Origin of the sequence: Pseudomonas mosselii (assembly GCF_005796105.1) — a bacterium.
Classification (GTDB): Bacteria; Pseudomonadota; Gammaproteobacteria; order Pseudomonadales; family Pseudomonadaceae; genus Aquipseudomonas; species Aquipseudomonas mosselii_C.
Genome location: NZ_VAUO01000004.1, coordinates 151433 through 176607, shown reverse-complemented (window position 1 = coordinate 176607; position 25175 = coordinate 151433). Strand labels below are relative to the sequence as shown.

The following is a 25175-nucleotide window of genomic DNA, read 5'->3' as shown; positions in this document are numbered from 1 at the left end:
GTCCGGGCGCAGGTCATATGCGTCCGAGCAACAACAGGATCAGCAGCACCACCAGAACCACGCCGATGATACCGGACGGGCCATAGCCCCAGGCGCGGGAATGAGGGAAGACCGGTAAGCCACCGATCAGCAGCAGGATCAGGATGATGATGAGGATCGTGGTCATGGCGGAGTCCTTGCGTGGTGGAGGGTAGAGGGGCCGGTACTGTGGGCCGCCTACAAGTTCGGACCGGTGGGCGATGGCAAAGATTCCATCACGCTTGCGCAGGCATGGCACATGACCCAGCCTCACCCCGCGCCTTGGGGCAAACCTCGCGGCGATTACCCGCATATTCAGCACCCTGATGCCGCCCCTGACGGCGCCCGGATCTGGCTAGACTCCAGCTCACTTTCACTGAGTCGGGCTCTGCACCATGCACAATCGAATGATGATCACTGGGGCCGGTTCCGGCCTTGGCCGTGAGATCGCCCTGCGTTGGGCTCGTGATGGTTGGCGGCTGGCCCTGGCCGATGTCAACGAAGCGGGGCTGCGTGAAACCCTGGAGCTGGTGCGCGTGGCGGGTGGCGACGGCTTCATCCAGCGCTGCGATGTGCGCGACTACAGCCAACTGACGGCCCTGGCTCAGGCCTGTGAAGAGAAATTCGGCGGCTGCGATGTGATCGTCAACAACGCCGGTGTCGCCTCCGGTGGATTCTTCGCCGAGCTGTCGCTGGAGGACTGGGACTGGCAGATCGCTGTTAACCTGATGGGCGTGGTCAAGGGTTGCAAGGCGTTCCTGCCGTTACTCGAACGCAGTCACGGGCGGATCATCAACATTGCCTCGATGGCGGCCTTGATGCAGGGCCCGGGGATGAGCAACTACAACGTGGCCAAGGCCGGCGTGCTGGCACTCTCCGAAAGCCTTCTGGTGGAACTGCGCCAGGTCGAGGTGGCGGTGCACGTGGTATGCCCGTCGTTCTTCCAGACTAACCTGCTGGATTCGTTCCGCGGGCCGAACCCTGCCATGAAGGCCCAGGTCGGCAAGTTGTTGGAAGGCTCGCCGATCAGCGCCGCCGACATCGCCGACTACATTCATGCCCAGGTCGCGGCAGGTGAGTTCCTGATCCTGCCGCATGAGGCTGGGCGCCAGGCCTGGCAGCTCAAGTGCCAGGCGCCGCAACGGCTGTATGACGAGATGGCTGACATGGCGGCAAAAATGCGCGCCAAGGCGCGTAAGTCCACTGGTTAACGGGTTTGGCTGTAGGATTTTTTACCCTATCGTGTGGGATAGGTCTATTTCCGCGCTGAGGCATTGTGCTGGCAAACGGCGAGGGGGCAGGCTCCGGCTTTTCCTGTGTTTGGAGGGTCGGAGCATGCTGGTGATCGGACGCGAAGTGGGGGAGGTGATCCTCATCTCCGAGCATATCCGTATAGAGGTGGTATCGGTGGACGGCCGCCAGGTGAAGCTGGGGATCAGCGCGCCGCGTGAGGTCCAGGTGCACCGTGTGGAGGTGTACAAACGTATTCAGCAGCAGGAAAAGCCCGAGGCCCAGGGGTGAGCGGGGCCTTGCTAGGTGGGGCGGCTGTCTATCGGCGTTCGCGCGCTGGTGCTACTCCAGCAGCTCGCGCGGCACGTCATGCCGGGCCAGCAACTGGCACTGCTGGCTCTGCACATCGAACAAGATGAACGCCTGTCCCTTGGCCAGCGCCTGACGCACCCGCAGCACGCGGGTCTCCAGCGGTGTGTCGTCGCCATTGTCGGTGCCGTCGCGGGTGACGAAGTCCTCGATCAGGCGGGTCAGGGTTTGGGCTTCAAGTTGGTCGTAGGGGATCAGCATGGTTGCAAGGCCTTGATACGGAAGCCGGCATGCTACGCGATTTGCAACCGCGTGGGCGCGCCGGCAACCCTTCAACCTTTGTTACCCACCACGCTGTCCACCGTTGGCACCCGGGTGTCGCTCTCCATTTGCGTCTCGTGCTCCAGCTGGTGGCTAAAGCGCTCCAACGACGCGGTTGCCGGGTGCGAGTCGCTGGCAAAGACCGGCGGGCTCAGCAGGTAGGCGCCCAGCAGGCGGCTCAAGGCTGCGAGGCTGTCAATGTGCGTACGCTCGTAACCATGGGTGGCATCGCAGCCGAAGGCCACCAAAGCTGTTCGAATATCATGGCCGGCGGTCACCGCAGAGTGCGCGTCGCTGAAGTAGTAGCGAAACAGGTCGCGGCGCACGGCAATGTCGTGATCACTGGCCAATTTGAGCAGATGGCGCGACAAGTGGTAGTCGTAGGGCCCGGAGGAGTCCTGCATGGCCACGCTGACCGTGTGCTCGCTGGATGCCTGACCAGGGGCCACCGGAGCGATGTCGATCCCGACGAATTCGCTGACATCCCAAGGCAGTGCGCCGGCTGCGCCGGAGCCGGTTTCCTCGGTGATGGTGAACAGCGGGTGGCAATCGATCAGCGGCTGCTGGCCGCTTTGCACCACGGCCTTGAGTGCTGCCAGCAAGGCTGCCACGCCGGCTTTGTCGTCCAGGTGGCGGGCGCTGATGTGGCCGCTCTCGGTGAACTCCGGCAGGGGATCGAAGGCGACGAAGTCGCCGATAGCAACCCCCAGCGCCTCGCAGTCGGCGCGTGTGGTGCAGTAGGCGTCGAGGCGCACCTCGATATGCTCCCAGCTCACCGGCATCTGGTCGATGGCGGTGTTGAAGGCATGTCCGCTGGCCATCAGCGGCAGCACGCTGCCGCGATAAACACCGGTGTCGGTGAACACGCTGACTCGGCTGCCTTCGGCGAAGCGGCTCGACCAGCAGCCTACCGGTGCCAGGGCCAGGCGGCCGTTGTCCTGCAACTGGCGTACGCTGGCGCCGATGGTGTCAAGGTGCGCCGAGACGGCGCGGTCGGGCGAGTTCTGACGGCCCTTGAGCGTCGCGCGGATGGTGCCGCGCCGGGTCATTTCGTAGGGGATGCCCAGTTCGTCCAGGCGTTCGGCTACGTACCGCACGATGGTGTCGGTAAAGCCGGTCGGGCTGGGGATGGCGAGCATTTCCAGCAGGGTTTTCTTCAGGTAGTCGAGGTCGGGTTCCAGGTGCCGTTCGGACATGGGGTACTCCTAGGTTCCTGAGCCGGCCTCTTCGCGGGTAAACCCGCTCCCACAGGTACAGCGCTGTACTTGAGATCTGCGCAGTCCCTGTGGGAGCGGGTTTACCCGCGAAGAGGCCGGCACTGATTCATGCCAAAGCGTGGCTGTGCGGGAACAGCAGGTCGACAAAGCGCTCTGCGGTCGGCTGCGGCTCATGGTTGGCCAGGCCCGCACGCTCATTGGCTTCGATGATCACGTAGTCCGGGTGTTGGGCATCGCGGACCATGAAGTCCAGCCCCACCACGGGGATCTCCAGCGCCCGTGCGGCGCGCACGGCGGCATCGGCCAGCACCGGATGCAGGCGCTCGGTAACGTCCTCCAGGGTGCCGCCGGTGTGCAGGTTGGCGGTACGGCGCACCGCCAGGCGCTGGCCGGCGGGCAGCACGTGGTCGTAGTCCAGGCCTGCGCTGCGTAAGGTGCGCTCAGTCTCGTCGTCCAGTGGGATGCGGCTCTCGCCGCCCGTGGCAGCCATGCGCCGACGGCTTTGCGCCTCGATCAGCGCACGGATGCTGTGCCGGCCATCGCCGAGCACCTGCGCCGGATGGCGCACGGCGGCGGCTACCACCTCGTAGCCGATCACTACGATGCGCAGGTCGAAGCCTGGGTGGAAGCTTTCTAGCAGTACGCGGCTGTCGAAACGCCGTGCCTGCTCCACGGCATGGCTAAGCTCCTCGATGCTGGTGAGGTTCACCGCCACGCCCTGGCCTTGTTCGCCGTCCACCGGTTTGACCACCACCGCGCCATGCTCCTCGAGAAACGCCAGGTTGTCGTCGGCATTGCCTGCCAGTTGCTGGGCCGGCACCTGTAGACCTGCCTGGTGCAGCACCTGGCGGGTCAGGCGTTTGTCCTGGCACAAGGTCATGGTGAGTGCGCTGGTCAGGTCGCTAAGCGATTCGCGGCAGCGGATACGCCGCCCACCCAGGCTCAGGGTGAACAGGCCGCTGGCGGCGTCGTCCACCTGCACTTCGATACCGCGGCGCAAGGCCTCGTCGACGATGATGCGCGCATAGGGGTTGAGCCCTGCCTCCGGGCCAGGGCCGAGGAACAGCGGCTGGTTGATGCCATTCTTGCGCTTGACCGCAAAGGTCGTGAGGTTGCGAAAGCCGAGTTTCTGATACAGGCGCTTGGCTTGACGATTGTCGTGCAGCACCGATAGGTCCAGGCACGCCAGGCCCCGGCTCATGAAGTGCTCAATCAGGTGGCGCACCAGCACTTCACCTACGCCCGGACGGGTGCAGTGTGGATCGACCGCCAGGCACCACAGGCTGCTGCCGTGTTCGGGATCGTCGAACGCCTTGGCGTGGTTCAGGCCCATGACGCTGCCGATCACGGCATGGGTATCCTCGTCCTCGGCCAGCCAGTACACCGGCCCGCCCAAGTGGTGCGCAGTCAGGCGCTCGGGGTCGACCGGTAGCATGCCGCGTGCCTGATACAGGGTGTTGATCGCTTGCCAGTCTGCCGGGCTCTGCGCCCGGCGGATACGGAAGCCGCGAAATACTCGCTGTGCGGGTCGGTAGTCGGTGAACCACAGGCGCAGCGTATCCGACGGATCGAGGAACAACTGCTGCGGCGCCTGGGCCAGCACCTGCTGTGGCGCCGCCACGTACACGGCAATGTCGCGCTCGCCGGCGCGCTCTTCGAGCAGTGCGTCGGCCAGGCTCACAGGGTCCGGGTAGGTATGCCCGATCAGTACCCGACCCCAGCCACAGTGCACGGCATGCGGCTGGTCGTGGGGCTCGCTGCCGTCCCCAGCCAGGCGTGCCTGCAAGCGCTCGTAGGAGGGCGCCTGGCCGCGCAGCAGGCGCTGGCCATAGGCGATTTCATGGGCTTTCATCGATCAGATTCCTTGTTCGCTGAGCCACAAGTTCAACGCCGCCAACTGCCACAGTTTGGAGCCGCGCAGCGGCGTGAGCTGGCCGTGGGGGTTACTCAGCAGGCGGTCGACCATCGCTGGGTTGAACAGGCCGCGGTCCTGGCTGGGGTCGGTGAGCAGTTCGCGCACCCAACCCAAGGTCGCGCCTTCCAGGTGCTTGAGACCAGGGACCGGGAAGTAGCCCTTCTTGCGGTCGATCACCTCATGCGGGATGACGCGGCGGGCGGCTTGCTTGAGTACCTGTTTGCCACCGTCGGGCAGCTTGAAGCGTGCCGGGATGCGCGCCGACAACTCGACCAGGCGGTAGTCCAGAAACGGGGTACGCGCCTCCAGGCCCCAAGCCATGGTCATGTTATCGACGCGCTTGACCGGGTCGTCCACCAGCATCACCGTGCTGTCCAGGCGCAGGGCCTTGTCTACTGCATCGCGCGCGCCGGGGCGGGCGAAGTGCTCGCGCACGAAGTCGCCGGCCACATCGTTCTCCAGCAGCCAGGGTGCCTGCACGGTGTCACGGTACTCGGCGTGGCTGCGATCGAAGAACGCGTCGCGGTAGGCGCTGAAAGCATCCTCGGCGCCGTCCACCTTCGGGTACCAGTGGTAGCCGGCGAACAGCTCGTCGGCGCCCTGGCCGCTTTGCACGCCCTTGCAGTGCTTGGCGACCTCCCGCGAAAGCAGGTAGAAGGCGATGCAGTCGTGGCTGACCATCGGCTCGCTCATGGCGCGGAACGCTGCGGGCAACTGTTCGATGATCTCGTGTTCAGCGATACGCAACTGGTGGTGGCGGGTGCCGTAGTGGCGGGCAATCAGATCCGAATACTGGAACTCGTCGCCGCGCTCGCCGCCGGCATCTTCGAAGCCAATGGAGAAGGTCGACAGATCATCCACGCCGACTTCGCGTAGCAGCCCCACCAGCAGACTCGAGTCGACGCCGCCGGAGAGCAGCACGCCAACGTCCACTGCCGCGCGCTGACGGATTGCCACCGCGTCGCGGGTTGCGTCAAGCACACGCGTGGTCCAGCCTTCGAGGTCCAGCCCGTGCTCATCGGCGTGTGGGCCGTAGTGCAGTTGCCACCAGGTCTGGCGCTCGACTTCGCCGTGCCGGTCGATGCGCATCCAGGTGCCTGGTTCGAGCTTTTGCACGTTGGCCAATAAGGTGCGTGGGGCGGGCACCACGGCGTGAAAGTTGAGGTAGTGGTTAAGTGCCACCGGGTCGATCATCGGATCGATGTCGCCGCCTTTGAGCAGCGCCGGTAGCGTAGAGGCAAAACGCAAGCGTTCGCCGTTGCGTGACAGGTACAACGGCTTCACACCCAGACGGTCGCGGGCCAGGAACAGGCGCTGATTGTCGCGTTCCCAGATGGCCAGGGCGAACATGCCGTTAAGCTTGGGCAGCAGTGCCGCCCCCCAGGCGTGGTAGCCTTTGAGCAGCACTTCGGTGTCGCCGTCGGACCAGAAGCTGTAGCCCAGCGCTTGCAGCTCTTCACGCAGTTCGGGGAAGTTGTAGATCGCGCCATTGAAGGCCAGCGCCAGGCCCAGGGTATTGTCGACCATTGGCTGCGCCGAGCCATCGGACAAGTCCATGATCTTCAGGCGACGGTGACCCAGCGCAATCGGGCCCTGGCTGTGGAAACCCCACGCGTCCGGGCCTCGAGGCGCCAGGTGGTGGGTGATGCGCTCCACCGCGGCCAGGTCGGCCGGACGAGGGGCTTGGTCGATGGGTGTGAAACGTAACTCTCCTGCTAATCCGCACATAAGTCCTTACCGGGTTTGCCGTTGGGGAAAACGTGCCCTGCACAAGGGCGGGCACTTAGTAAAGGACCCGCGTGGGTTGTGAGAGTTTTAGATCAATCCGTTATATGCAGCGCGCGGCTCAGGGGCGCTATTGACCGCGAATCAACCGACGCAACGCAAAGCGGTTCGGGTGACACGCTTCAGCCACCGGCCGGGGCACCGGCAACGGCTCGCCAGTCATCCACGCCGCGACCAGTTCCCCTGACAGCGGCGCAGTGATCAGCCCGCGCGAGCCATGCCCGCTGTTCACATACAGTCCTTCCAGCCACGGGCAAGCGACTGCTGGCACCTGGCGCGCATCTTTGCCCAGCACGGCATAGGCCGCATTGAACGCAGCGCTGTCTGCCAGCGGCCCGACGATCGGCAGGTAGTCGGGGCTGGTGCAGCGAAACGCTGCGCGACCTTCGAGCTGCTGCGGATCGCACGCCCGCGCGGCCAGCCGTTCGGCGAGGTCGGCAGAGATCTGCTCGAGCAATGCGAGGTTGCCCCGGTGTTCGGCAACGGTAGGTGTGGTGTCCTGGCTGTGGAAGTCGAAGCTGGCGCCCAGGGTGTGCTCATCGTCACGCGGCGGCGCGACATAGCCTTCGGCACACACCACGGTGCGCAACGCTCGGCTGGCTGCGGTTGCCGGCAGGCGGGTGATCTGACCGCGTATGCGCTTGAGTGCAAGTGTGCTACAGGCCGGGAAGGCTTGGACCTCGGCGGCCGCGCACAGTACCACCTGCGCCGCGCTGGCCAGCAGGCGCTGACCCTCCCAGGCCTGCCACTGGCCATCGACCTTGCGCAGTTCAAGCACATTGGCATGGCTGAGCAGGCGTATGCGCGGGTGGTTCAGTTGTGCCTGGCACAGCGCCGGCGGGTGCACCCAGCCGCCTTCGGGGTAGAACAGCCCGCCAGCGGGCAAGGTGATGCCGGCCTGGGCCTGGGCCTGCTCGCGGTCGAGCCGTTGCAGCAGGCTGGCGTCGAAGGCCTCGGCCAATTTGGCCTGGCGCTGGTTTTCCTGCTCGTCGAAAGCCAGTTGTAGCACGCCGCAGCCATCCCAGTCCTGGCCGCGTTGCAGGCGTTCGAGCCAGCGCCGGGTATAGCCGAAACCGGCGAGGATCATCTGCGACAGCGCAGTGCCATGCGCCGACAGCTTCAGATAAAGCACCCCCTGTGGATTGCCCGAGGCTTCTTGCGCCGGGCCTGCGTGGCGCTCCAGCACACTGACCTGCCAGCCACGCGCGGCCAGGCTGGCAGCGGTGGCACTACCGGCCAACCCCGCGCCGACTACCAGTGCCTCGCGGGCGCTTGGCGCAGTGGCTGGGCGGGCGTACCAAGGTGCGGCAGCGGAGCTGGATTCACCGGTGAACACGCCATGCATCACCTCCCACTTCTTGCCCAGGCCCGGCACCTTTTTCATGCTGAACCCGGCCTCGATCAAGGACCGGCGTACCCAACCGGTGGTGGTGAAGGTGCCTAAAGTCGTGCCGGGATGCGACAGGCGCGCCAGTTGCGCGAACAGCGCCGGGGTCCACATGTCGGGATTCTTGGCCGGGGCGAAGCCGTCGAGGAACCAGGCGTCGATGCGCGCGTCGAGCTGCGGCAACTGCTCCAGTGCGTCGCCGACCATCAGGGTCAGGGTGACGCGCCCAGCGTCCAGGCTAAATTGCTGGAAGCCCGGGTGAATCGCCACGTACTGCGCCAGCAGGGGCTGGGTGAAGGCGGCCAGCTCTGGCCATAGCTGCGTGGCGCGCGCGAGGTCGTCACGGGTCAGCGGGTACTTCTCGACGCTGACGAAATGCAGGCGCGCCTCGGCGTGGGCCAGCTCGTTGAACAGTTGCCAGGCGCAGAAAAAGTTCATGCCGGTGCCAAAGCCGGTTTCGCCGATCACCAGGCAATCGGCAGGCTGCAGGGCCGCGAAGCGCTGGCGCAGTTGGTTCTGCTCGATGAACACGTGCAAGGTTTCTTCGAGGCCTTCGTCCCTGGCGAAGTAGACATCATCGTATTGGCGCGAGTGCGGGCGACCCTGTTCGTCCCAGTCGATCTGGGCGTGTTCGTGGCGTGGCATAGTCATCAAATCAGTCGCTAGCTACCAGCTTCAAGCTGCAAGAAAAACACAGATAGTGTCACGGCCTGCTTTTTCTTGCAGCTTGAAGCTTGTAGCTTGTAGCTTGTAGCTGATCCAGTGAAGGAGCCCAGCATGTTCGAATCCGCCGAAATCGGTCATAGCATCGACAAGGAAACCTTCGAGGCCGAAGTCCCGGCGCTGCGTGAAGCGCTGCTCGACGCTCAGTATGACCTCAAGCAGCAGGCGCGCTTCCCGGTGATCGTGCTGATCAATGGCATCGAAGGCGCCGGCAAGGGCGAGACGGTGAAGTTGCTCAACGAATGGATGGACCCGCGTCTGATCGAGGTCCGTACCTTCGATCAGCAGACCGACGAAGAGCTCGCCCGTCCTCCTGCCTGGCGCTATTGGCGGGCCTTGCCGCCCAAAGGGCGCATGGGGGTGTTCTTCGGCAACTGGTACAGCCAGATGCTCGAAGGGCGGGTGCATGGCCAGTTCAAGAACGCCGTGCTCGACCAAGCCATCGCCGGTGCCGAGCGTCTGGAACAGATGCTTTGCGACGAAGGCGCGGTGATCATCAAGTTCTGGTTCCACCTGTCCAAGAAACAGATGAAGGCGCGGCTCAAGGCGCTCAAGAGCGATCCGCTGCACAACTGGCGTATCAGCCCGCTGGACTGGCAACAGTCGCAAACCTACGATCGCTTCGTGCGTTTCGGTGAGCGGGTGCTGCGCCGCACGGGCCGTGACTACGCGCCCTGGCATGTGATCGAAGGCGTCGATCCGCACTACCGCAGCCTGGCGGTCGGGCGCATCCTGCTGGAGAGCATGCAGGCAGCGCTAGGCAACAGCCCACGCAAGCATCAGGGCAATGTCCCGCCACTGGGACGCAGCATCGACCAGAAGAGCTTGCTGGGTGCGCTGGACATGACGCTGCGCCTGGACAAGCGCGACTATGAGGAGCAATTGGTCACCGAGCAGGCCCGCCTGGCAGGCTTGCTGCGCAACAAACGCATGCGCCATCACGCGCTGGTGGCGGTGTTCGAGGGCAACGATGCTGCCGGAAAGGGCGGTGCGATTCGCCGTGTGGCCGCAGCGCTGGATCCGCGTCAGTACAGCATCGTCCCGATTGCGGCGCCGACCGAGGAGGCGCGCGCCCAGCCCTACCTGTGGCGCTTCTGGCGGCACATTCCGGCACGCGGCAAGTTCACCATCTTCGACCGTTCCTGGTATGGCCGTGTGTTGGTGGAGCGGGTCGAAGGTTTTTGCAGCCCGGCTGACTGGATGCGCGCCTATGGCGAGATCAATGACTTCGAAGAACAGTTGCGCAACGCCGGGGTGGTGGTGGTCAAGTTCTGGTTGGCAATTGACCCGCAAACCCAGCTGGAACGCTTCCAGGAGCGGGAGCAGATCCCGTTCAAGCGCTACAAGATCACTGAGGAAGACTGGCGTAACCGGGACAAGTGGGATGTGTACAGCGAGGCCGTGGGTGACATGGTCGATCGCACCAGCACCGAAATTGCGCCGTGGACGCTGGTGGAGGCTAACGACAAGCGCTGGGCGCGGGTAAAAGTGCTGCGCACGATCAATCAGGCGCTGGAGGCGGCGTTCGCCAAGCACAAGCATTGATGGCCTGTGCGCCACGCTCGGGCGCAGTGCCCGGACGCTTGCACAGGTGGCGTGCAGGGCCTGTGCAAGCGCGGGCGCGGCCTCAGGTCAGCCCTTGCCGCCAGGCGCCAGCATGTTTTCCGGTTTTACCCACTGGTCGAACTGCTCATTGGTCAGATAATTGAGCGCCAGCGCCGCTTCACGCAGGGTCTTGCCTTCGCTGTAGGCCTTCTTGGCGATTTCTGCCGCCTTGTCGTAGCCGATGTGCGGATTCAGAGCTGTCACCAGCATCAGCCCGCGTTCAAGGTGAGCGGCCATCTGCTCGGCGTCCGGCTCGATGCCGGCCACGCAATGCTGCTGGAAGTTGCGGCAACCATCGGCCAACAACTCGATGGACTGCAATACGTTGTGGATGATCACCGGCTTGAACACGTTTAATTGCAGGTGGCCCTGGCTTGCCGCAAAGCCGATTGCCGCATCGTTGCCCAGTACCTGACAGGCCAGCATCGACAGGGCTTCGCACTGGGTCGGGTTGACTTTACCCGGCATGATCGAACTGCCCGGCTCGTTGGCCGGCAGGCGCACTTCGGCAAGGCCTGCACGCGGGCCGGAACCGAGTAGACGCAGGTCGTTGGCGATTTTCATCAGCGCCACGGCGAGGGTCTTGAGGGCGCCGGCCAGGCTGGTCAGCGGCTCGTGACCGGCCAGTGCGGCGAACTTGTTCGGCGCCGTGACGAACGGCAATCCCGACAATGCGGCAAGTTCGGCGGCCACTGCCTCGGCGAAGCCGTGCGGGGCGTTGAGCCCGGTGCCCACGGCGGTGCCGCCCTGGGCCAGTTCGCACACTGCTGGCAAGCTAGCGCGGATGGCGCGCTGGGCGTAGTCGAGTTGGGCGACGAAGGCCGACACTTCCTGGCCGAAGGTGATGGGGGTGGCGTCCATCATGTGGGTACGCCCGGTCTTGACTAGGTGCGTGTGGCGCGCCGACAGCTCCGCCAGCCCGTCCGACAGCTCGGCGATGGCCGGCAGCAGCTTGTCATGCACCGCCTGGGCCGCGGCGATGTGCATCGCGGTCGGGAAGCAATCGTTGGAGCTTTGCGAGCGGTTGACGTGGTCGTTGGGGTGGACTGGGACCTTGCCGCCACGGCCCTGGCCAGCCAGTTCGTTGGCGCGCCCGGCGATCACCTCGTTGACATTCATGTTGCTCTGGGTGCCGCTGCCGGTCTGCCAGACTACCAGCGGGAATTGATCGTCGTGCTCGCCGGCCAGCACTTCATCGGCGGCTTGCTCGACCAGCCGGGCGATATCGGCGGGCAGGTCGCCGTTGCGGTCGTTGACGCGCGCCGCCGCTTTCTTGATCAGCGCCAGGGCGTGCAGCACCGCCAGCGGCATGCGTTCCTTGCCGATGGCGAAGTTGATCAGCGAGCGCTGGGTCTGGGCGCCCCAGTAGGCGTGCTCTGGAACTTCAATGGGACCTAGGCTGTCTGTTTCGATACGGCTCATGCTGCGCGCTCTCCTTGATATCTAGTCCGAAACCGCAGTTTAGGCCCTGAATCGACCGGGCGGTTCCATCGCTCGTCGTGCTACTTGAGCACTTTGCCACCACGGCGCAGAATGCTCTACCCTGAGGTATCGCCTCCCTTTCACGAAGGAAATGCAATGACCCGTCTCCGTGTCCTCTTTGCTGCCGTCGCCCTGGTCTGTGCCAGCGGCCAGGTGCTCGCTGCCACCGCCAGCCACAACGCTGCCGCCGAGAAATTCCTGACCCTGGCCAATGCCGACAAGCTGGGCACTCCGGTGTACATGCAGGTCCAGCAGATGTTCGCTCAGCGTTTCGAACAGACTCAGGCGCCGGCCTCGAAGAAGTCCGTGCTCGACAGCTACCAGGCCAAGGCCAACGCTGCCCTGGACAACGCCATCGGCTGGAAGAAGCTCAAGCCAAAGATGGTCGACCTGTATACCGCGACCTTCACTGAGGCCGAGCTGAACGACCTGGTGAAGTTCTACGAGTCGCCGCTGGGCAAGAAAGTCCTGCGCGAAATGCCCAAGGTTACCCAGCAATCGGCCCAGCTGACTCAACAGAGCCTGGAGCCGGCCGTACCTGTGGTCAACAAGCTGCTTGACGACATGACCAAGGAACTTGACCCGAACGCCGGCAAAGCCGCAGCGCCGGCGAAGAAGTGAGCCTGTCGCGATGAGCATGCAGCAACGTATCGAGCAGCAGCTGGCAGCGTTGGGTGACCTGCACCTTGAGGTGCGCAACGAAAGCCACATGCACAGCCGTGGTCAGGAAACTCACTACAAGGCCGTGCTGGTCAGCGAGCAGTTCGCCGGGCTGAACAGCGTCAAGCGCCACCAGAAGGTCTACGCCACCATGGGTGACCTGATGGGCGAGATCCACGCCTTGGCTATCCACACCTACACGCCTGACGAATGGGCGGCGGTGGGCGTGGCACCGGCTTCGCCGGTGTGCGCTGGCGGTGGGCACTGAATCCTTTAAGGGATTCTGCTAGACTGCGCTATCCCTCGGGGCCGCCATGCGGCCCATCGCGGCACAAGGCCGCTCCTACAGAGACTACATGGTCCCTGTAGGAGCGGCCTTGTGCCGCGAAAGGGGTGCAAAGCACCCCTGCCCATTTGTGTAAAAACCTGGTCCGCCCCTTACGAGGGCAACCACCTGGAGATCCAACGCAATGACCCAACCGATCGTCGTGGCGGCGCTGTACAAGTTCGTCACCCTGCAAGACTACGTCGAACTGCGCGAGCCACTGCTCAAGGCCATGCTCGACAATGGCGTCAAAGGGACCCTGCTGCTGGCCAACGAAGGCATCAACGGTACCGTGTCGTCCACCCGCGAGGGCATTGACGCGCTGCTGGCCTGGCTGCGCAGCGATCCGCGCCTGGTGGATGTCGACCATAAAGAGTCGTACTGCGACGAGCAGCCGTTCTACCGCACCAAGGTCAAGCTCAAGAAAGAGATCGTCACTCTCGGCGTGCCGGGTGTGGACCCGAACAAGGCGGTCGGCACCTACGTCGAACCCAAGGACTGGAATGCCCTTATCAGCGACCCTGAAGTGCTGCTGATCGACACCCGCAACGACTATGAGGTGGCCATCGGTACATTCAAGGGTGCCATCGACCCTAAGACCGAGACCTTCCGCGAGTTTCCCGACTACATCAAGGCCAACTTCGATCCCAGCAAGCACAAGAAAGTGGCGATGTTCTGCACCGGCGGCATCCGCTGCGAAAAAGCCTCCAGCTATATGCTCGGTGAGGGCTTCGAAGCCGTCTATCATCTCAAGGGTGGCATTCTGAAATACTTCGAGGAAGTCGCTCAGGAAGAAAGCCTCTGGGACGGCGACTGCTTCGTCTTCGACAACCGGGTCACGGTGCGCCACGACCTGAGCGAGGGTGAGTACGACCAGTGCCACGCCTGTCGCCATCCGATCGATGCGCAGGACCGCGAGTCCGAGCACTACTCGCCCGGCGTGAGCTGCCCGCACTGCTGGGACAGCCTGAGCGAGAAGACCCGGCGCAGCGCTATCGACCGCCAGAAGCAGATCGAGCTGGCCAAGGCGCGCAACCAGCCGCATCCGATCGGTTTCAACTACAAAGCCGAGGCTTGATCCATGTCTGCCCGCTTGCTGTATGTGATGGACCCGATGTGCTCCTGGTGCTGGGGGTTCGCGCCCGTGGCCGAGGCGCTGATCGCCCAGGCCAGCGCCGCGGGTATCGCCACGCGGCTGGTGGTCGGTGGTCTGCGCAGCGGTGGCAGCGCATTGGATGTCTCGACCCGCAAGTACATCCTGGAGCATTGGCAGGCGGTACAGGATGCCACCGGCCAGGCGTTTCGCTTCGAAGGCGCCATGCCTGACGGTTTCGTCTACGACACCGAGCCTGCGTGCCGGGCCCTGGTGACGGCGCGCGAGTTGGATGAGGCGCGCATGTGGGGCTTGCTCACGCTGATCCAGGCGTCGTTCTACGAGCAGGGCGTGGATGTCACCCGCGCCCCGCAACTGGTGGAGCTGGCTGTGCAGGCCGGCTTCAAGCGCGATGTGTTCGCCCAGCGTTTCGCCAGCCACGATACCCGTAGTGCTACCGCAGCGGATTTTACCTGGGCGCAGGACCTTGGCATTGCCGGTTTTCCAACGTTGTTGGCCGAGCGTAACGGCCAGTTGGCCTTGCTGACCAACGGCTACCAGTCGTTCGAGAGCCTGCAACCGTTGCTTGGCCGCTGGCTGCAGCAGGCCGCCTGTGCTTGATGTGCCTGGGTCGCCAGACCCTGTGCCAGGGAAGCCCGCCGCTGTGGTCGATCGGCTGAGCTGGGCGGAAATCCGTCGTCTGGCCTTGCACCACAAGAAAGCCCTGTGGAGTGCCAACCTGGTCGCGGTGCTCGCAGCGCTATGCAGTGTGCCGATTCCCTTGCTGCTGCCGCTGTTGGTGGATGAAGTGCTACTCGGTCACGGGGATGCCGCGCTCAAGTGGATGAACCAGTTGCTGCCCAGTAACTGGCAGGTGGCTGCCGGCTATATCGGCTTGATGCTCTGCTTCACGTTAGGCCTACGTTTGGCGGCGCTGGCCTTCAACGTGGTGCAGGCCAAGCTGTTCGCCGGGCTTGCCAAGGACATCGTCTATCGCCTGCGTATCCGCCTGATCGAACGGCTCAAGCGGATTTCGCTGAAAGAATACGAAAGCCTGGGTAGCGGCACGGTGACTACGCACCTGGTTACGGACCTGGACACCCTCGACAAATTCGTCGGCGAGACCCTTAGCCGCTTCCTGGTGGCCATGCTGACGCTTACCGGCACCGCCGCGATCCTGATCTGGATGCACTGGCAGCTGGCGCTACTGATCCTGCTGTTCAACCCGCTGGTGATCTACTTCACCGTGCAGTTGGGCAAGCGGGTCAAGCACCTGAAGAAGCTCGAAAACGATAGCACCGCGCGCTTCACCCAGGCGTTGAGCGAGACCCTGGACGCAATCCAGGAGATTCGTGCCGGCAATCGTCAGGGGTATTTTCTCGGCCGCCTCGGCCTGCGCGCCCGCGAGGTACGCGACTACGCGGTGGCTTCGCAGTGGAAAAGCGACGCCAGCGGTCGGGCCAGCGGGCTGCTGTTCCAGTTCGGTATCGACATCTTTCGCGCCGCCGCGATGCTCACGGTGCTGTTTTCCGACCTTTCCATCGGCCAGATGCTGGCCGTGTTCAGCTATCTGTGGTTCATGATCGGTCCCGTCGAACAGCTGTTGAACCTGCAATACGCCTACTACGCCGCTGGCGGCGCCCTGAGCCGACTCAACGAACTGCTGGCGCGCGCCGACGAGCCGCAGTACCCGTCGGCCTGCGACCCTTTCTCCGGACGCCCGACGGTGGGTATCGAGGTGCGCGACCTGCGCTTCGCCTACGCCGACGAGCCGGTCCTGGACCAACTCAACCTAGCCATCGCTCCCGGAGAGAAGGTGGCTATCGTGGGGGCGAGCGGCGGCGGCAAGAGTACCTTGGTGCAATTGTTGTTGGGGCTGTACAGCGCCCAGTCCGGGACCATTCGCTTCGGCGGCGCCAGCCTGCAGGAAATTGGTCTGGAGACCCTGCGCGAGAACGTGGCGGTGGTGTTGCAGCACCCGTCGTTGTTCAACGATAGCGTGCGTGCCAACCTCACACTGGGTCGCGAATGCAGCGATGAGGCTTGCTGGCAGGCGCTGCGCATCGCCCAACTGGACACCACCATCGCCGCGCTGGCGCAGGGGCTTGACAGCGTGGTGGGGCGTTCAGGGGTGCGCCTGTCGGGCGGCCAGCGCCAGCGCCTGGCCATCGCCCGCATGGTCTTGGCTGAGCCCAAGGTGGTGATCCTCGATGAGGCCACTTCGGCGCTAGACGCTGCCACCGAGTACAACTTGCACCAGGCCCTGGCGCGTTTCCTCAGTGGCCGCACCACGTTGATCATTGCCCACCGCCTGTCGGCGGTGAAGCAGGCCGACCGGGTGCTGGTGTTCGACGGCGGGCATGTGGCCGAGGATGGCGATCATCAGCAACTGATCGCCGAAGGCGGCTTGTACGCCAAGCTGTACGGCCACCTGCAGCAGATCTGATAAAGCCAGCGGCAAGTTTCAAGCTACAAGCTGCGAGTTAGAGCGGCTTTGCTTTTTCTTGCAGCTTGTCGCTCGTGGCTTGTCGCTGCTTCCTGGCAAATCGCCTACGCTGAACGTTGTCTAGGTTGATTCGTGCCTCAAAGCCAACTGCAAGTTTCAAGCTGCAAGCTGCACGTTAGAGCCGCTTTGTTTTTTCTTGCAGCTTGTCGCTCGTAGCTTGTCGCTGCTTCATGGCAAATCGCCTACGCTGAGCGTTGTCTAGGTTGATTCGTGCCTCAATGGCCGCAGTGACAGGGACTACATGAAGGGAAATCGGACTCTCGAAGTGCCAAGGCTGTTAGGCATTATCTGGCCGTTCGTGGCCGTCGTGCTGTTCCAGGTGCTGCTGGGCAGCCTGAGTCTCTATGCGCTTTCCGCCATGCGCGCCTACGTGGCAGGCGAGAGCTTATGGTCCAAAGCGCAGAAGGACGCCATCTATTACCTGAGCTTGTACGCCGAGAGTGGTCAGCCGCTGATCTACCAGCGCTATCGCCAGGCGATCCTGGTGCCGTTGGGTGACCGTGAGCTGCGCCTGGCCCTGGACCGTCCCGAGCCTGACTTCGAGGCCGCGCGAAAGGGCATTTTGCAAGGCGGCAACCATCCTGAGGATGTCGCCCGGATCATCTGGTTCTACCGTAATTTTCGCCAGGTCAGCTATATGCAGACCGCTATCGACTACTGGAACATCGGTGACGACTACCTGCGCCAGCTCGACGAACTGGCCGTGCAGATGCGCGCAGGGTTTGCCGGTGGCGAGGTCGATGCAAGGCAAATCGGCGAATGGAAGGCGCGCATCGTTGCCATCAACGATGGCGTGACCCCGGCGGCCAAGGCCTTCAGCGATGCCTTGGGCGAAGGTTCGCGGATGCTGCTCAAGGTGTTGATGGCCACCAACCTGGTCACCGCGCTGTTTCTCATTGCCATGGCCTGGCGCCGGTCGAGCAAGCTGCTGGCCCAGCGCCAGGCTTTTGCCGTTGCCTTGCAGGAAGAGAAGGAGCGGGCGCAGATCACCCTGGCATCGATTGGCGATGCGGTGATCACCACCGATGTCGATGGCTGTATCACCTACATGAATCCGGCCGCGGAGATGTTGACCCATTGGCAGGCCGACCAAGCCGCTGGCCTGCCGCTGGCGGCCTTGTTCAGCTTGCTTGACGAGCACGCCGAGCAGGACAGCCGCACCTTGGTTGAACAGGTACTCAGTGGCAGCCTCAAGGGCGGCGCCGACCATTCGCGCTTGATCCAGCGCCTGGACGGCAGCACGGTGTCGGTCAACCTGGTGGGCTCGCCGATCCTCACCGATGGGCAGGTCAGTGGCATCGTCGTCGTGCTGCATGACATGACTCAGGAGCGCCAGTACATCGCCAACTTGTCCTGGCAGGCGACGCACGATGCCTTGACGGGCTTGGCCAATCGTCGCGAGTTCGAGTATCGCCTGGAGCAGGCACTGAACATCCTGTCGCGCCAGGGCGGCCGGCATTCGCTGATGTTCCTCGACCTGGACCAGTTCAAACTGGTCAACGACACCTGTGGGCATGCCGCCGGCGACGAGCTGTTGCGGCACATCTGTGCGGTCCTGCAGTCGGGGCTGCGCGAGTGCGATACCCTGGCCCGGCTGGGGGGCGATGAGTTCGGCGTGCTGCTGGAGAACTGCCCGCCGGAGCAGTCCGAGCGGATTGCCGAACAGCTGCGTCAGGCGGTGCAGAGCCTGCATTTCGTGTGGAAAGGCCGGCCATTCGTCACCACCGTCAGCGTCGGTCTGGTGCATATTTCCCAGGCCTCCTACACCCTCGAGGCGTCGCTGCGGGCGGCCGACATGGCCTGCTATATGGCCAAGGAGAAAGGCCGCAACCGGGTCCAGTTGTATCACGCCGACGACAGCGAACTGTCCATGCGTTTTGGCGAGATGGCTTGGATTCAGCGCCTGCATGTGGCCCTGGAAGAGAACCGGTTTTGCCTGTATGCCCAGGAAATTGCTCCGTTGCGTCCGCATGAAGGCGCCGGGCATATCGAAATCCTGCTGCGCCTACACGATGAAAGTGGGCGTACCATCCTGCCCGACAGCTTCATTCCGGCTGCTGAGCGCTATGGGCTGATGACCGCGCTGGACCGTTGGGTGGTGCGCAGCGTATTCCAGGTCATTCGCCAATGCCTGGACGAAGGCCGCGAAGGGCCTCTGGCGATGTGCGCGATCAACTTGTCGGGCACCAGCATCGGTGATGACAACTTCCTGGAGTACCTGCACCGGCTGTTTGCCGAGTTCGACATCCCGCCGCGCTTAATCTGTTTTGAAATAACCGAGACCAGCGCTATCGCCAATTTAGGAAGCGCGATTCGTTTCATCAATGAATTGAAAGGCCTGGGCTGCAAGTTCTCGCTGGACGACTTCTGCGCCGGAATGTCGTCATTCGCGTATTTGAAGCATTTGCCTGTAGACTTCCTGAAGATCGACGGAAGTTTCGTCAAAGATATGCTCGACGATCCGATCAACCGAGCCATGGTCGAAGTGATCAACCACATCGGCCATGTGATGGGCAAACGGACCATCGCCGAGTTCGTCGAGACCCCGTTGATCGAGCAGGCTTTGCAGGAAATCGGCGTCGACTATGCCCAGGGCTACCTGATCGAACGCCCGCAAGTATTCACCTGCGACAGCCTGCAGCGCCAACGGATTGCGGCGAGGCCCCTGTTGCACAGGGCGCCAGGGACCTTTCGCTGAGCAATGTCCGCAAATCACAGGGAATCAAGGAGCTGACAGTGATTGATGCGTTCGTACGGATCGGACCCTTGATGGATCCGGCCAGTTATCCAGACTGGGCCCAGCAACTGATCGAGGATTGTCGGGAAAGCAAGCGCAGGGTGGTCGAGCATGAGTTCTACCAGCGCCTGCGCGATGGACAGCTACGCGCCTCGACCATTCGCCAATACCTGATCGGTGGTTGGCCGGTGGTGGAGCAGTTCTCGTTGTACATGGCCCATAACCTGCAAAAGACCCGCTATGGTCGCCATCCTGGTGAGGACATGGCGCGGCGTTGGCTGATGCGCAATATTCGCGTCGAGCTCAATCATGCCGACTATTGGCTGCACTGGTGTCAGGCCCATGGTGTCCACTTGCACGAGTTGCAGGCGCAGGATGTGCCGCCGGAACTCAATGGCTTGAACGACTGGTGTTGGCGGGTATGTACCACCGAGTCCTTGGCCATCGCCATGGCCGCCACCAACTACGCCATCGAGGGCGCCACGGGCGAGTGGTCGGCGGTGGTCTGTTCCAGCGACACCTATGCCCAAGGCTTCCCCGAGGACACGCGCAAGCGTGCGATGAAGTGGTTGAAGATGCATGCGCAGTACGACGATGCGCACCCCTGGGAGGCCCTTGAGATCATCTGCACCCTGGCGGGCGAAAACCCCACCTTAGGTTTGCGTACCGAGCTGCGCCGGGCGGTGTGCAAGAGCTACGACTGCATGTTCCTGTTCCTGGAGCGCTGCATGCAGCTGGAAGGGCGTCAGCAAGGGCGCCTGCGTCCGGCGCTGGCGGCAGGCTGAAAACATCGCGGGGCCAGTCCGTGCCTGCGCGCCGGTCAGCGCGTAGGCACGGACTGGCCCCGCGACAGGTTTACTGCGCGTTCAGTGCTTGCCCGTTCACATCCTTGCTGTCGGGCCCCATCAGGTACAGGTATACCGGCATGATGTCTTCAGGCAGTGGATTGTTCTGCGGGTTTTCACTCGGGTACGCCTGGGCGCGCATGGCGGTGCGCGTGGCACCTGGGTTGATGCTGTTGGCGCGCACCGGCGCAACGCCTTCCAGCTCGTCGGCCAGGGTCTGCATCAGGCCCTCGGTGGCGAACTTCGAAACCCCATAGGCCCCCCAGTAGGCCCGGCCCTTGCGCCCGACGCTGCTGGAGGTGAACACCACCGAGGCGTCTTCGGAGAGCTTGAGCAGCGGTAGCAGGGTGCTGGTGAGCATGAACGTGGCGTTGACGTTGATGTGCATCACGCGCATGAAGTTGTCGCCGGACAACTGTTCGGTCGGCGTGCGTGGGCCGATGATCGAGGCGTTGTTGAGCAGGCCGTCAAGGCGTCCGAACTGTTCCTCGATCATGACCGCCAACTCGTCATATTGATGGGGTAGGGCGGTTTCGAGGTTGAACGGAATCACTACCGGTTGCGGATGCCCGGCGGCTTCGATCTGGTCGTAGACTTCGTTGAGGTTGGCCTCGGTCTTACCCAGCAGCAGCACGGTGGCGCCCAGGGCTGCATAGGCTTTGGCAGCGGCAGCGCCGATCCCGCGGCCGGCACCAGTGACCAGGATGATGCGACCCTTGAGCAGGTCGGGGCGGGCGGTGTAGTCGAACATGAGTCAGTCCCTAGAGTGGTAGCTGCAAGCTTCGAGCTGCAAGCTGCAAGAAAAAGCCGGTCGTACGCCGATCTGCTTGCTCTTGCAGCTCGAAGCTCGAAGCTTGCAGCTCATAGCTTTATCAGCAGCCGCACAGCGCGCTGTCGATGACTTTGCGCAGCTCCAGCGGGTGGTCCACCACCACATCGGCGCCCCAGTTGTTGGGGTTGTCCTGCGGATGAATATAGCCGTAGCGCACGGCAGCGGTGCGCGTGCCGGCGTCGCGGCCGGACTCGATGTCGCGCAGGTCGTCACCGACGAACAAGACGCTGGCCGGATCCAGGTTCAGGGTCTTGCAGGCCAGGATCAGTGGCTCGGGATCGGGCTTGCTGTTCTTCACGTGATCGGGGCAGATCAACAGCGCCGAACGCTCGGCCAGCCCCAGGCGCTGCATGATCGGCTCGGCGAAGCGCACGGGCTTGTTGGTGACCACGCCCCAGAGCAGGTTGCCGCGCTCGATGTCGGCCAGCAGTTCCGGCATGCCGTCGAACAATTTGCTGTGCACCGCGCAGTCGCGTTGGTAGCGCTCGAGGAACTCCAGGCGCAAGGCTTCGAAGCCCTCGGCCTGCGGGTCCATGGCGAAGGTGGCGGCCACCATGGCGCGGGCGCCACCGGAAATCACGTCGCGGATGCACGCGTCGTCGATGGCCGGCAGGCCGCGGTCGGCGAGCATCGCCTGGCAGATCGCGATGAAGTCCGGCGCGGTGTCCAGCAGCGTGCCGTCCATGTCGAAGAGTACTGCTCGCAAGCGCATGCTCATTCCTCGCGCAGGGTCTGGATCATGTAGTTGACGTCGACGTCGGTGCTCAGCTTGTAGTGCTTGGTCAGCGGGTTGTAGGTCAGGCCGACGATATCTTTCACTTCAAGGCCGGCGGCACGGCTCCAGGCGCCCAGCTCGGAGGGGCGGATGAATTTCTTGAAGTCATGGGTGCCGCGCGGCAGCATCTTGAGGATGTACTCGGCGCCAATGATGGCCAGCAGGTAAGCCTTGGGGTTGCGGTTGATGGTGGAGAAGAACACCTGGCCGCCGGGCTTGACCATGCGGTAGCAGGCGCGGATCACCGACGAGGGGTCGGGTACGTGTTCGAGCATTTCCAGGCAGGTGACCACGTCGAACTGCCCAGGCATCTCCTCGGCCAGGGCTTCGGCGGTGATCTGCCGGTACTCGACCTGCACGCCTGACTCCAGCTGATGTAGCTGTGCCACGGCCAGCGGGGCCTCACCCATGTCGATGCCGGTCACGTTGGCGCCGCGCTGGGCCATGGCTTCGCTCAGGATGCCGCCGCCGCAACCGACATCGAGCACCCGCTTGCCGGCAAGGCCCACGCGTTCGTCGATCCAGTTGACCCGCAGTGGGTTGATGTCGTGCAGGGGCTTGAACTCGCTCTCGCGGTCCCACCAGCGGTGGGCCAGGGCTTCGAACTTGGCGATTTCGGCGTGGTCGACGTTGCTCATCTGAACAGTCCTCTGAAGCTTTGATAAATAGTGTCACAGGGCGACAGCCGCAGCTGCCGGCCGATCATTCGTCGCGCCCGCCAATGCGAGCGCCCCAGGCGCGAGCGTTGGCGCTCAGCGCGTGTTCGTCCATGCGTGTCAGGCGGCGGTCCAGCAGCAATGGCTGGCCTGCGACCCAAACGTCTTTCACGCAGTCACGGCCGGTGGCGTAGATCAGTTGCGAGACCGGGTCGTGCACCGGTTGTTGCAGCAAGCCCGACAGATCGAAGGCGGTGATGTCTGCCGCCTTGCCCAGCTCCAGCGATCCGGTAAGCGTCTCCAGCCCCAGCGCGCGTGCGCCATTGAGGGTGGCCATGCGCAGGGCTCGGTGGGCATCCAGCGCTGTGGCCGAGCCAGCCACTGCCTTGGCCAGCAAGGCGGCGGTGCGGGTTTCGCCAAGCAGGTCGAGGTCGTTGTTGCTGGCAGCGCCGTCGGTGCCGATGGCGACGTTGACCCCGGCCTGCCAAAGCCGCTCCACCGGGCAGAAGCCGCTGGCCAGCTTGAGATTGGATTCGGGGCAGTGGACCACGCTGGTGTTGCTTTCTACCAGCAGCGCCAGGTCCTCGTCGCTGACCTGGGTCATGTGCACCGCCTGCAGGTTGGGCCCGAGCAAGCCCAGGCGGGCGAGCCGCGCCAGAGGGCGCTCGCCGTTGTCCTTGAGCGCCTGCTCGACTTCATCGGCGGTCTCGTGGATGTGCATGTGCACGGGGGCATCCAGCTGGTCGGCGACCACGCGGATCTGCTCCAGGGTGGCGTCGCCGAGGGTGTATGGGGCGTGCGGGCCCAGGGCCATGCGGATGCGCGGGTGGTCGCGCAGTTCGCCGAACAGCTCGATGGCCTGGTGCAGGGCTTCTGGTGCGGTGGCGGCGCCGGGGATGGGGAAGTCCAGCAGTGGCGCGGCGATTTGCGCGCGTATGCCACTGGCGTGCACGCGCTCGCAGGCCTGGCGTGGGAAGAAGTACATGTCGGCGAAGCAGGTGATGCCACCTTTGAGTTGCTCGGCGATGGCCAGGTCGGTGCCATCGCGCACGAAAGCCTCGCTCACCCAGCGGCCCTCGGCCGGCCAGATGTGCTCCTTGAGCCAGGTCATCAACGGCAGGTCGTCGGCCAGGCCGCGGAACAGGGTCATGGCGGCGTGGCCGTGGGCGTTGACCAGCCCTGGGCTCAACAGGCAGTGCGGCAGCTCGCGCACCTGTTGTGCCTCAGGGGCCCGTTCACGAGGGCCAAGCCAGGCGATCAGGCCGTCACGTACGCCCAGTGCGTGGCCTTTGAGCACAACGCCGGCCGGCTCGACGGGCACCAGCCATTGCGGCACCAGTAGCAGGTCGAGAGGGGGCGTGTTGGTGGGCATGCGTGGCATCTACCTGGATCGTTCGGTTAAACGCGCAGTATACCCGAGCGCCTGTGGCTGGGGGTCGCTATAATCGCCGGCTTTTCATGGTCGGTTGGCGGGGAGTGGCGATGCGCGAGCAACTTTTGGCGGCAGAAACGGTGACGGGCATCCAGTGGCGCGATGGCGCCTTGCACCTGCTCGATCAGCGTCTGTTGCCGCTCGAGCAGCACTGGCTGACCTGCGTCGATGTGGTGCAAGTGGCCGAGGCGATTGGCGATATGGCCGTACGCGGCGCGTCGGCGATTGGTATCTGCGCCGCTTATGGGTTGGTGCTGGCCCTGCGCGAGCGACTGGCAGAAGGCGATGACTGGGAGCAAGCGCTGGAGGAAGACTTCATGCTGCTGGCCGAAACCCGGCCTACGCCGGCCAATCTGTTCTGGGCGCTCAATCGCATGCGCGAGCGCCTGCAACGCCTGCGTGCGGGTGAAGATGCCCTGGCGGCGCTGGAAGCTGAAGCTATCGCCATCCATGACAGCGACCGCGAGGCCAATCTGACCATGGCCGAATTCGGCCTTGAGCAGATCCGCCGCCACCAAGGCAGCGAGCAGACCTTGCTCACCCACGGTAACGCAGGGGCGCTGGGCTCTGGCGGCTTTGGGACTGCGTTGGGCGTGATTCGCGCCGCGGCGCTGGAGGGGATGGTCGGGCAGGTATATGTCTGCGAGTCGCGCCCTTGGTTGCAGGGCTCGCGCCTGACGGCCTGGGAGCTGGCCCTGGATGGTCTGCCGGTGACGCTGGTGGTCGATGCTGCCGCCGGGCATCTGATGAAGACCAAAGGCATTACCTGGGTGGTGGTGGGGGCCGACTGCATCGCGGCCAATGGCGATGTGGCGGCGAAAATCGGTACTTACCAGATGGCCGTGGCGGCGATGCACCACGGCCTGCGCTTCATGGTGGTGGCGCCGAGCACCAGCATCGATCTTAATCTGGCCACCGGTGAAGACATTCCGCTGGAAGTGCGTGGCGTGGAAGAGCTGTTGGAGGTGGAAGGTATCCAGGTAACGGCCGATGTAGACGCCTACAATCCGGTGGTGGACGTGACTCCGGCTGACCTGATCGATGTGATCGTCACCGAAAAAGGCGTGGTCGAGCGGCCAGATGCGGCGAAAATCGCTCAGTTGGTGTGTCGCAAGCGCCTGCATTGACGGGGCTGTGAAAGGTTGCAGGGGGATGGGGTCAGCCGCTGGTGCGGCCCCTTGCCATATCTCCCATGCGCCCAGCCTTTGTGGTAACATCCGGCAGTTTCCAAGGCCGCCCAGGCGCGCGGTCTTCATTGCGCAGATCCATGGCACAACTCATTGATTTGTCGTATGTCGTCGCACCTTACTAACGCTGCGGCG

22 protein-coding genes are annotated in these 25175 nt (G+C 63.8%); 11 read left to right on the top strand and 11 right to left on the bottom strand.

The window, feature by feature from the left end:
• Window positions 1-13: 13 nt before the first annotated feature.
• On the bottom strand, window positions 14-166 hold the full coding sequence (locus FEM01_RS11480; RefSeq protein WP_023630061.1) for a DUF3309 family protein: 153 nt from the start codon (window positions 164-166) through the stop codon (window positions 14-16).
• Window positions 167-413: 247 nt separating this feature from the next.
• Between FEM01_RS11480 and FEM01_RS11475 the strand changes: the two genes are divergently transcribed.
• Window positions 414-1229 (top strand): SDR family oxidoreductase, encoded by an 816-nt coding sequence (locus tag FEM01_RS11475; RefSeq protein WP_138219552.1) that lies wholly within the window; start codon window positions 414-416, stop codon window positions 1227-1229.
• Between the two features lie 124 nt (window positions 1230-1353).
• Entirely contained in the window at window positions 1354-1539 is a 186-nt protein-coding gene (csrA, locus tag FEM01_RS11470; RefSeq protein WP_138219551.1) for a carbon storage regulator CsrA, read from the top strand.
• 51 nt (window positions 1540-1590) lie between these two features.
• Here the strand turns inward: csrA and FEM01_RS11465 are convergent, their stop codons facing one another.
• From FEM01_RS11465 to mnmC, 5 genes are all read right to left on the bottom strand, one after another.
• Window positions 1591-1818 carry a YheU family protein gene (locus tag FEM01_RS11465; RefSeq protein ID WP_138219550.1) on the bottom strand — a complete coding sequence of 76 codons (228 nt, stop codon included), beginning with the start codon at window positions 1816-1818 and terminating at the stop codon, window positions 1591-1593.
• A gap of 71 nt (window positions 1819-1889) precedes the next feature.
• A complete protein-coding gene (locus FEM01_RS11460) occupies window positions 1890-3074 on the bottom strand; it encodes an osmoprotectant NAGGN system M42 family peptidase (protein ID WP_138219549.1) in 1185 nt (394 codons plus the stop codon).
• A gap of 127 nt (window positions 3075-3201) precedes the next feature.
• Window positions 3202-4947, bottom strand: coding sequence for an N-acetylglutaminylglutamine synthetase (ngg, locus tag FEM01_RS11450; RefSeq protein WP_138219548.1), 1746 nt, complete (start codon window positions 4945-4947; stop codon window positions 3202-3204).
• A 3-nt stretch (window positions 4948-4950) separates the two neighbouring features.
• Window positions 4951-6738, bottom strand: coding sequence for an N-acetylglutaminylglutamine amidotransferase (locus FEM01_RS11445; RefSeq protein ID WP_138219547.1), 1788 nt, complete (start codon window positions 6736-6738; stop codon window positions 4951-4953).
• Window positions 6739-6865: 127 nt separating this feature from the next.
• On the bottom strand, window positions 6866-8827 hold the full coding sequence (mnmC, locus tag FEM01_RS11440) for a bifunctional tRNA (5-methylaminomethyl-2-thiouridine)(34)-methyltransferase MnmD/FAD-dependent 5-carboxymethylaminomethyl-2-thiouridine(34) oxidoreductase MnmC (RefSeq protein ID WP_138219691.1): 1962 nt from the start codon (window positions 8825-8827) through the stop codon (window positions 6866-6868).
• A gap of 132 nt (window positions 8828-8959) precedes the next feature.
• Here mnmC and pap point away from each other — a divergent pair, with 132 nt between their 5' ends.
• Window positions 8960-10450 (top strand): polyphosphate:AMP phosphotransferase, encoded by a 1491-nt coding sequence (pap, locus tag FEM01_RS11435; RefSeq protein WP_138219546.1) that lies wholly within the window; start codon window positions 8960-8962, stop codon window positions 10448-10450.
• A gap of 87 nt (window positions 10451-10537) precedes the next feature.
• On the opposite strand, the gene FEM01_RS11430 is transcribed toward pap, so the two are convergent.
• Complete coding sequence (locus FEM01_RS11430) at window positions 10538-11932, bottom strand: class II fumarate hydratase (protein ID WP_138219545.1); 1395 nt, start codon at window positions 11930-11932, stop codon at window positions 10538-10540.
• 156 nt (window positions 11933-12088) lie between these two features.
• On the opposite strand from FEM01_RS11430, the gene FEM01_RS11425 reads away from it, so the two are divergent.
• The 7 genes from FEM01_RS11425 (at window position 12089) to FEM01_RS11395 (ending at window position 20098) form a co-directional block, all read left to right on the top strand.
• Window positions 12089-12613, top strand: coding sequence for a DUF2059 domain-containing protein (locus FEM01_RS11425; RefSeq protein ID WP_138219544.1), 525 nt, complete (start codon window positions 12089-12091; stop codon window positions 12611-12613).
• A gap of 10 nt (window positions 12614-12623) precedes the next feature.
• On the top strand, window positions 12624-12920 hold the full coding sequence (locus FEM01_RS11420; RefSeq protein ID WP_138219543.1) for a BolA family protein: 297 nt from the start codon (window positions 12624-12626) through the stop codon (window positions 12918-12920).
• A gap of 202 nt (window positions 12921-13122) precedes the next feature.
• Window positions 13123-14055 carry a rhodanese-related sulfurtransferase gene (locus tag FEM01_RS11415; RefSeq protein ID WP_138219542.1) on the top strand — a complete coding sequence of 311 codons (933 nt, stop codon included), beginning with the start codon at window positions 13123-13125 and terminating at the stop codon, window positions 14053-14055.
• A gap of 3 nt (window positions 14056-14058) precedes the next feature.
• Window positions 14059-14691, top strand: a complete 633-nt coding sequence (locus tag FEM01_RS11410) for a DsbA family protein (RefSeq protein ID WP_138219541.1) — start codon at window positions 14059-14061, stop codon at window positions 14689-14691.
• Entirely contained in the window at window positions 14684-16516 is a 1833-nt protein-coding gene (locus FEM01_RS11405; protein ID WP_138219540.1) for an ABC transporter ATP-binding protein, read from the top strand. Before FEM01_RS11410 ends, FEM01_RS11405 begins: the two co-directional genes overlap by 8 nt.
• Window positions 16517-16817: 301 nt before the next feature.
• Window positions 16818-19274, top strand: a complete 2457-nt coding sequence (locus FEM01_RS11400; RefSeq protein ID WP_138219539.1) for an EAL domain-containing protein — start codon at window positions 16818-16820, stop codon at window positions 19272-19274.
• 38 nt (window positions 19275-19312) lie between these two features.
• The gene (locus tag FEM01_RS11395; protein WP_138219538.1) at window positions 19313-20098 is read left to right on the top strand and encodes a TenA family transcriptional regulator; all 786 of its coding nucleotides are present in this window, start codon (window positions 19313-19315) and stop codon (window positions 20096-20098) included.
• 70 nt (window positions 20099-20168) lie between these two features.
• On the opposite strand, the gene FEM01_RS11390 is transcribed toward FEM01_RS11395, so the two are convergent.
• From FEM01_RS11390 to FEM01_RS11375, 4 genes are all read right to left on the bottom strand, one after another.
• A complete protein-coding gene (locus FEM01_RS11390) occupies window positions 20169-20909 on the bottom strand; it encodes a YciK family oxidoreductase (RefSeq protein WP_138219537.1) in 741 nt (246 codons plus the stop codon).
• 121 nt (window positions 20910-21030) lie between these two features.
• A complete protein-coding gene (mupP, locus tag FEM01_RS11385) occupies window positions 21031-21702 on the bottom strand; it encodes an N-acetylmuramic acid 6-phosphate phosphatase MupP (protein ID WP_138219536.1) in 672 nt (223 codons plus the stop codon).
• Window positions 21703-21704: 2 nt separating this feature from the next.
• Window positions 21705-22403, bottom strand: coding sequence for a bifunctional 2-polyprenyl-6-hydroxyphenol methylase/3-demethylubiquinol 3-O-methyltransferase UbiG (gene ubiG / locus FEM01_RS11380; RefSeq protein WP_138219535.1), 699 nt, complete (start codon window positions 22401-22403; stop codon window positions 21705-21707).
• 64 nt (window positions 22404-22467) lie between these two features.
• Window positions 22468-23793 (bottom strand): TRZ/ATZ family hydrolase, encoded by a 1326-nt coding sequence (locus FEM01_RS11375; RefSeq protein ID WP_138219690.1) that lies wholly within the window; start codon window positions 23791-23793, stop codon window positions 22468-22470.
• Between the two features lie 110 nt (window positions 23794-23903).
• On the opposite strand from FEM01_RS11375, the gene mtnA reads away from it, so the two are divergent.
• Window positions 23904-24980 carry an S-methyl-5-thioribose-1-phosphate isomerase gene (gene mtnA / locus FEM01_RS11370; RefSeq protein WP_138219534.1) on the top strand — a complete coding sequence of 359 codons (1077 nt, stop codon included), beginning with the start codon at window positions 23904-23906 and terminating at the stop codon, window positions 24978-24980.
• The last annotated feature ends 195 nt before the right edge of the window (window positions 24981-25175 follow it).

Coding starts and splice junctions, on each gene's coding strand:
- FEM01_RS11480 (WP_023630061.1), bottom strand. CDS start 166: ATGACCACGATCCTCATCATCATCCTGATCCTGCTGCTGATCGGTGGC.
- FEM01_RS11475 (WP_138219552.1), top strand. CDS start 414: ATGCACAATCGAATGATGATCACTGGGGCCGGTTCCGGCCTTGGCCGT.
- csrA (WP_138219551.1), top strand. CDS start 1,354: ATGCTGGTGATCGGACGCGAAGTGGGGGAGGTGATCCTCATCTCCGAG.
- FEM01_RS11465 (WP_138219550.1), bottom strand. CDS start 1,818: ATGCTGATCCCCTACGACCAACTTGAAGCCCAAACCCTGACCCGCCTG.
- FEM01_RS11460 (WP_138219549.1), bottom strand. CDS start 3,074: ATGTCCGAACGGCACCTGGAACCCGACCTCGACTACCTGAAGAAAACC.
- ngg (WP_138219548.1), bottom strand. CDS start 4,947: ATGAAAGCCCATGAAATCGCCTATGGCCAGCGCCTGCTGCGCGGCCAG.
- FEM01_RS11445 (WP_138219547.1), bottom strand. CDS start 6,738: ATGTGCGGATTAGCAGGAGAGTTACGTTTCACACCCATCGACCAAGCC.
- mnmC (WP_138219691.1), bottom strand. CDS start 8,827: ATGCCACGCCACGAACACGCCCAGATCGACTGGGACGAACAGGGTCGC.
- pap (WP_138219546.1), top strand. CDS start 8,960: ATGTTCGAATCCGCCGAAATCGGTCATAGCATCGACAAGGAAACCTTC.
- FEM01_RS11430 (WP_138219545.1), bottom strand. CDS start 11,932: ATGAGCCGTATCGAAACAGACAGCCTAGGTCCCATTGAAGTTCCAGAG.
- FEM01_RS11425 (WP_138219544.1), top strand. CDS start 12,089: ATGACCCGTCTCCGTGTCCTCTTTGCTGCCGTCGCCCTGGTCTGTGCC.
- FEM01_RS11420 (WP_138219543.1), top strand. CDS start 12,624: ATGAGCATGCAGCAACGTATCGAGCAGCAGCTGGCAGCGTTGGGTGAC.
- FEM01_RS11415 (WP_138219542.1), top strand. CDS start 13,123: ATGACCCAACCGATCGTCGTGGCGGCGCTGTACAAGTTCGTCACCCTG.
- FEM01_RS11410 (WP_138219541.1), top strand. CDS start 14,059: ATGTCTGCCCGCTTGCTGTATGTGATGGACCCGATGTGCTCCTGGTGC.
- FEM01_RS11400 (WP_138219539.1), top strand. CDS start 16,818: ATGAAGGGAAATCGGACTCTCGAAGTGCCAAGGCTGTTAGGCATTATC.
- FEM01_RS11390 (WP_138219537.1), bottom strand. CDS start 20,909: ATGTTCGACTACACCGCCCGCCCCGACCTGCTCAAGGGTCGCATCATC.
- mupP (WP_138219536.1), bottom strand. CDS start 21,702: ATGCGCTTGCGAGCAGTACTCTTCGACATGGACGGCACGCTGCTGGAC.
- ubiG (WP_138219535.1), bottom strand. CDS start 22,403: ATGAGCAACGTCGACCACGCCGAAATCGCCAAGTTCGAAGCCCTGGCC.
- FEM01_RS11375 (WP_138219690.1), bottom strand. CDS start 23,793: ATGCCCACCAACACGCCCCCTCTCGACCTGCTACTGGTGCCGCAATGG.
- mtnA (WP_138219534.1), top strand. CDS start 23,904: ATGCGCGAGCAACTTTTGGCGGCAGAAACGGTGACGGGCATCCAGTGG.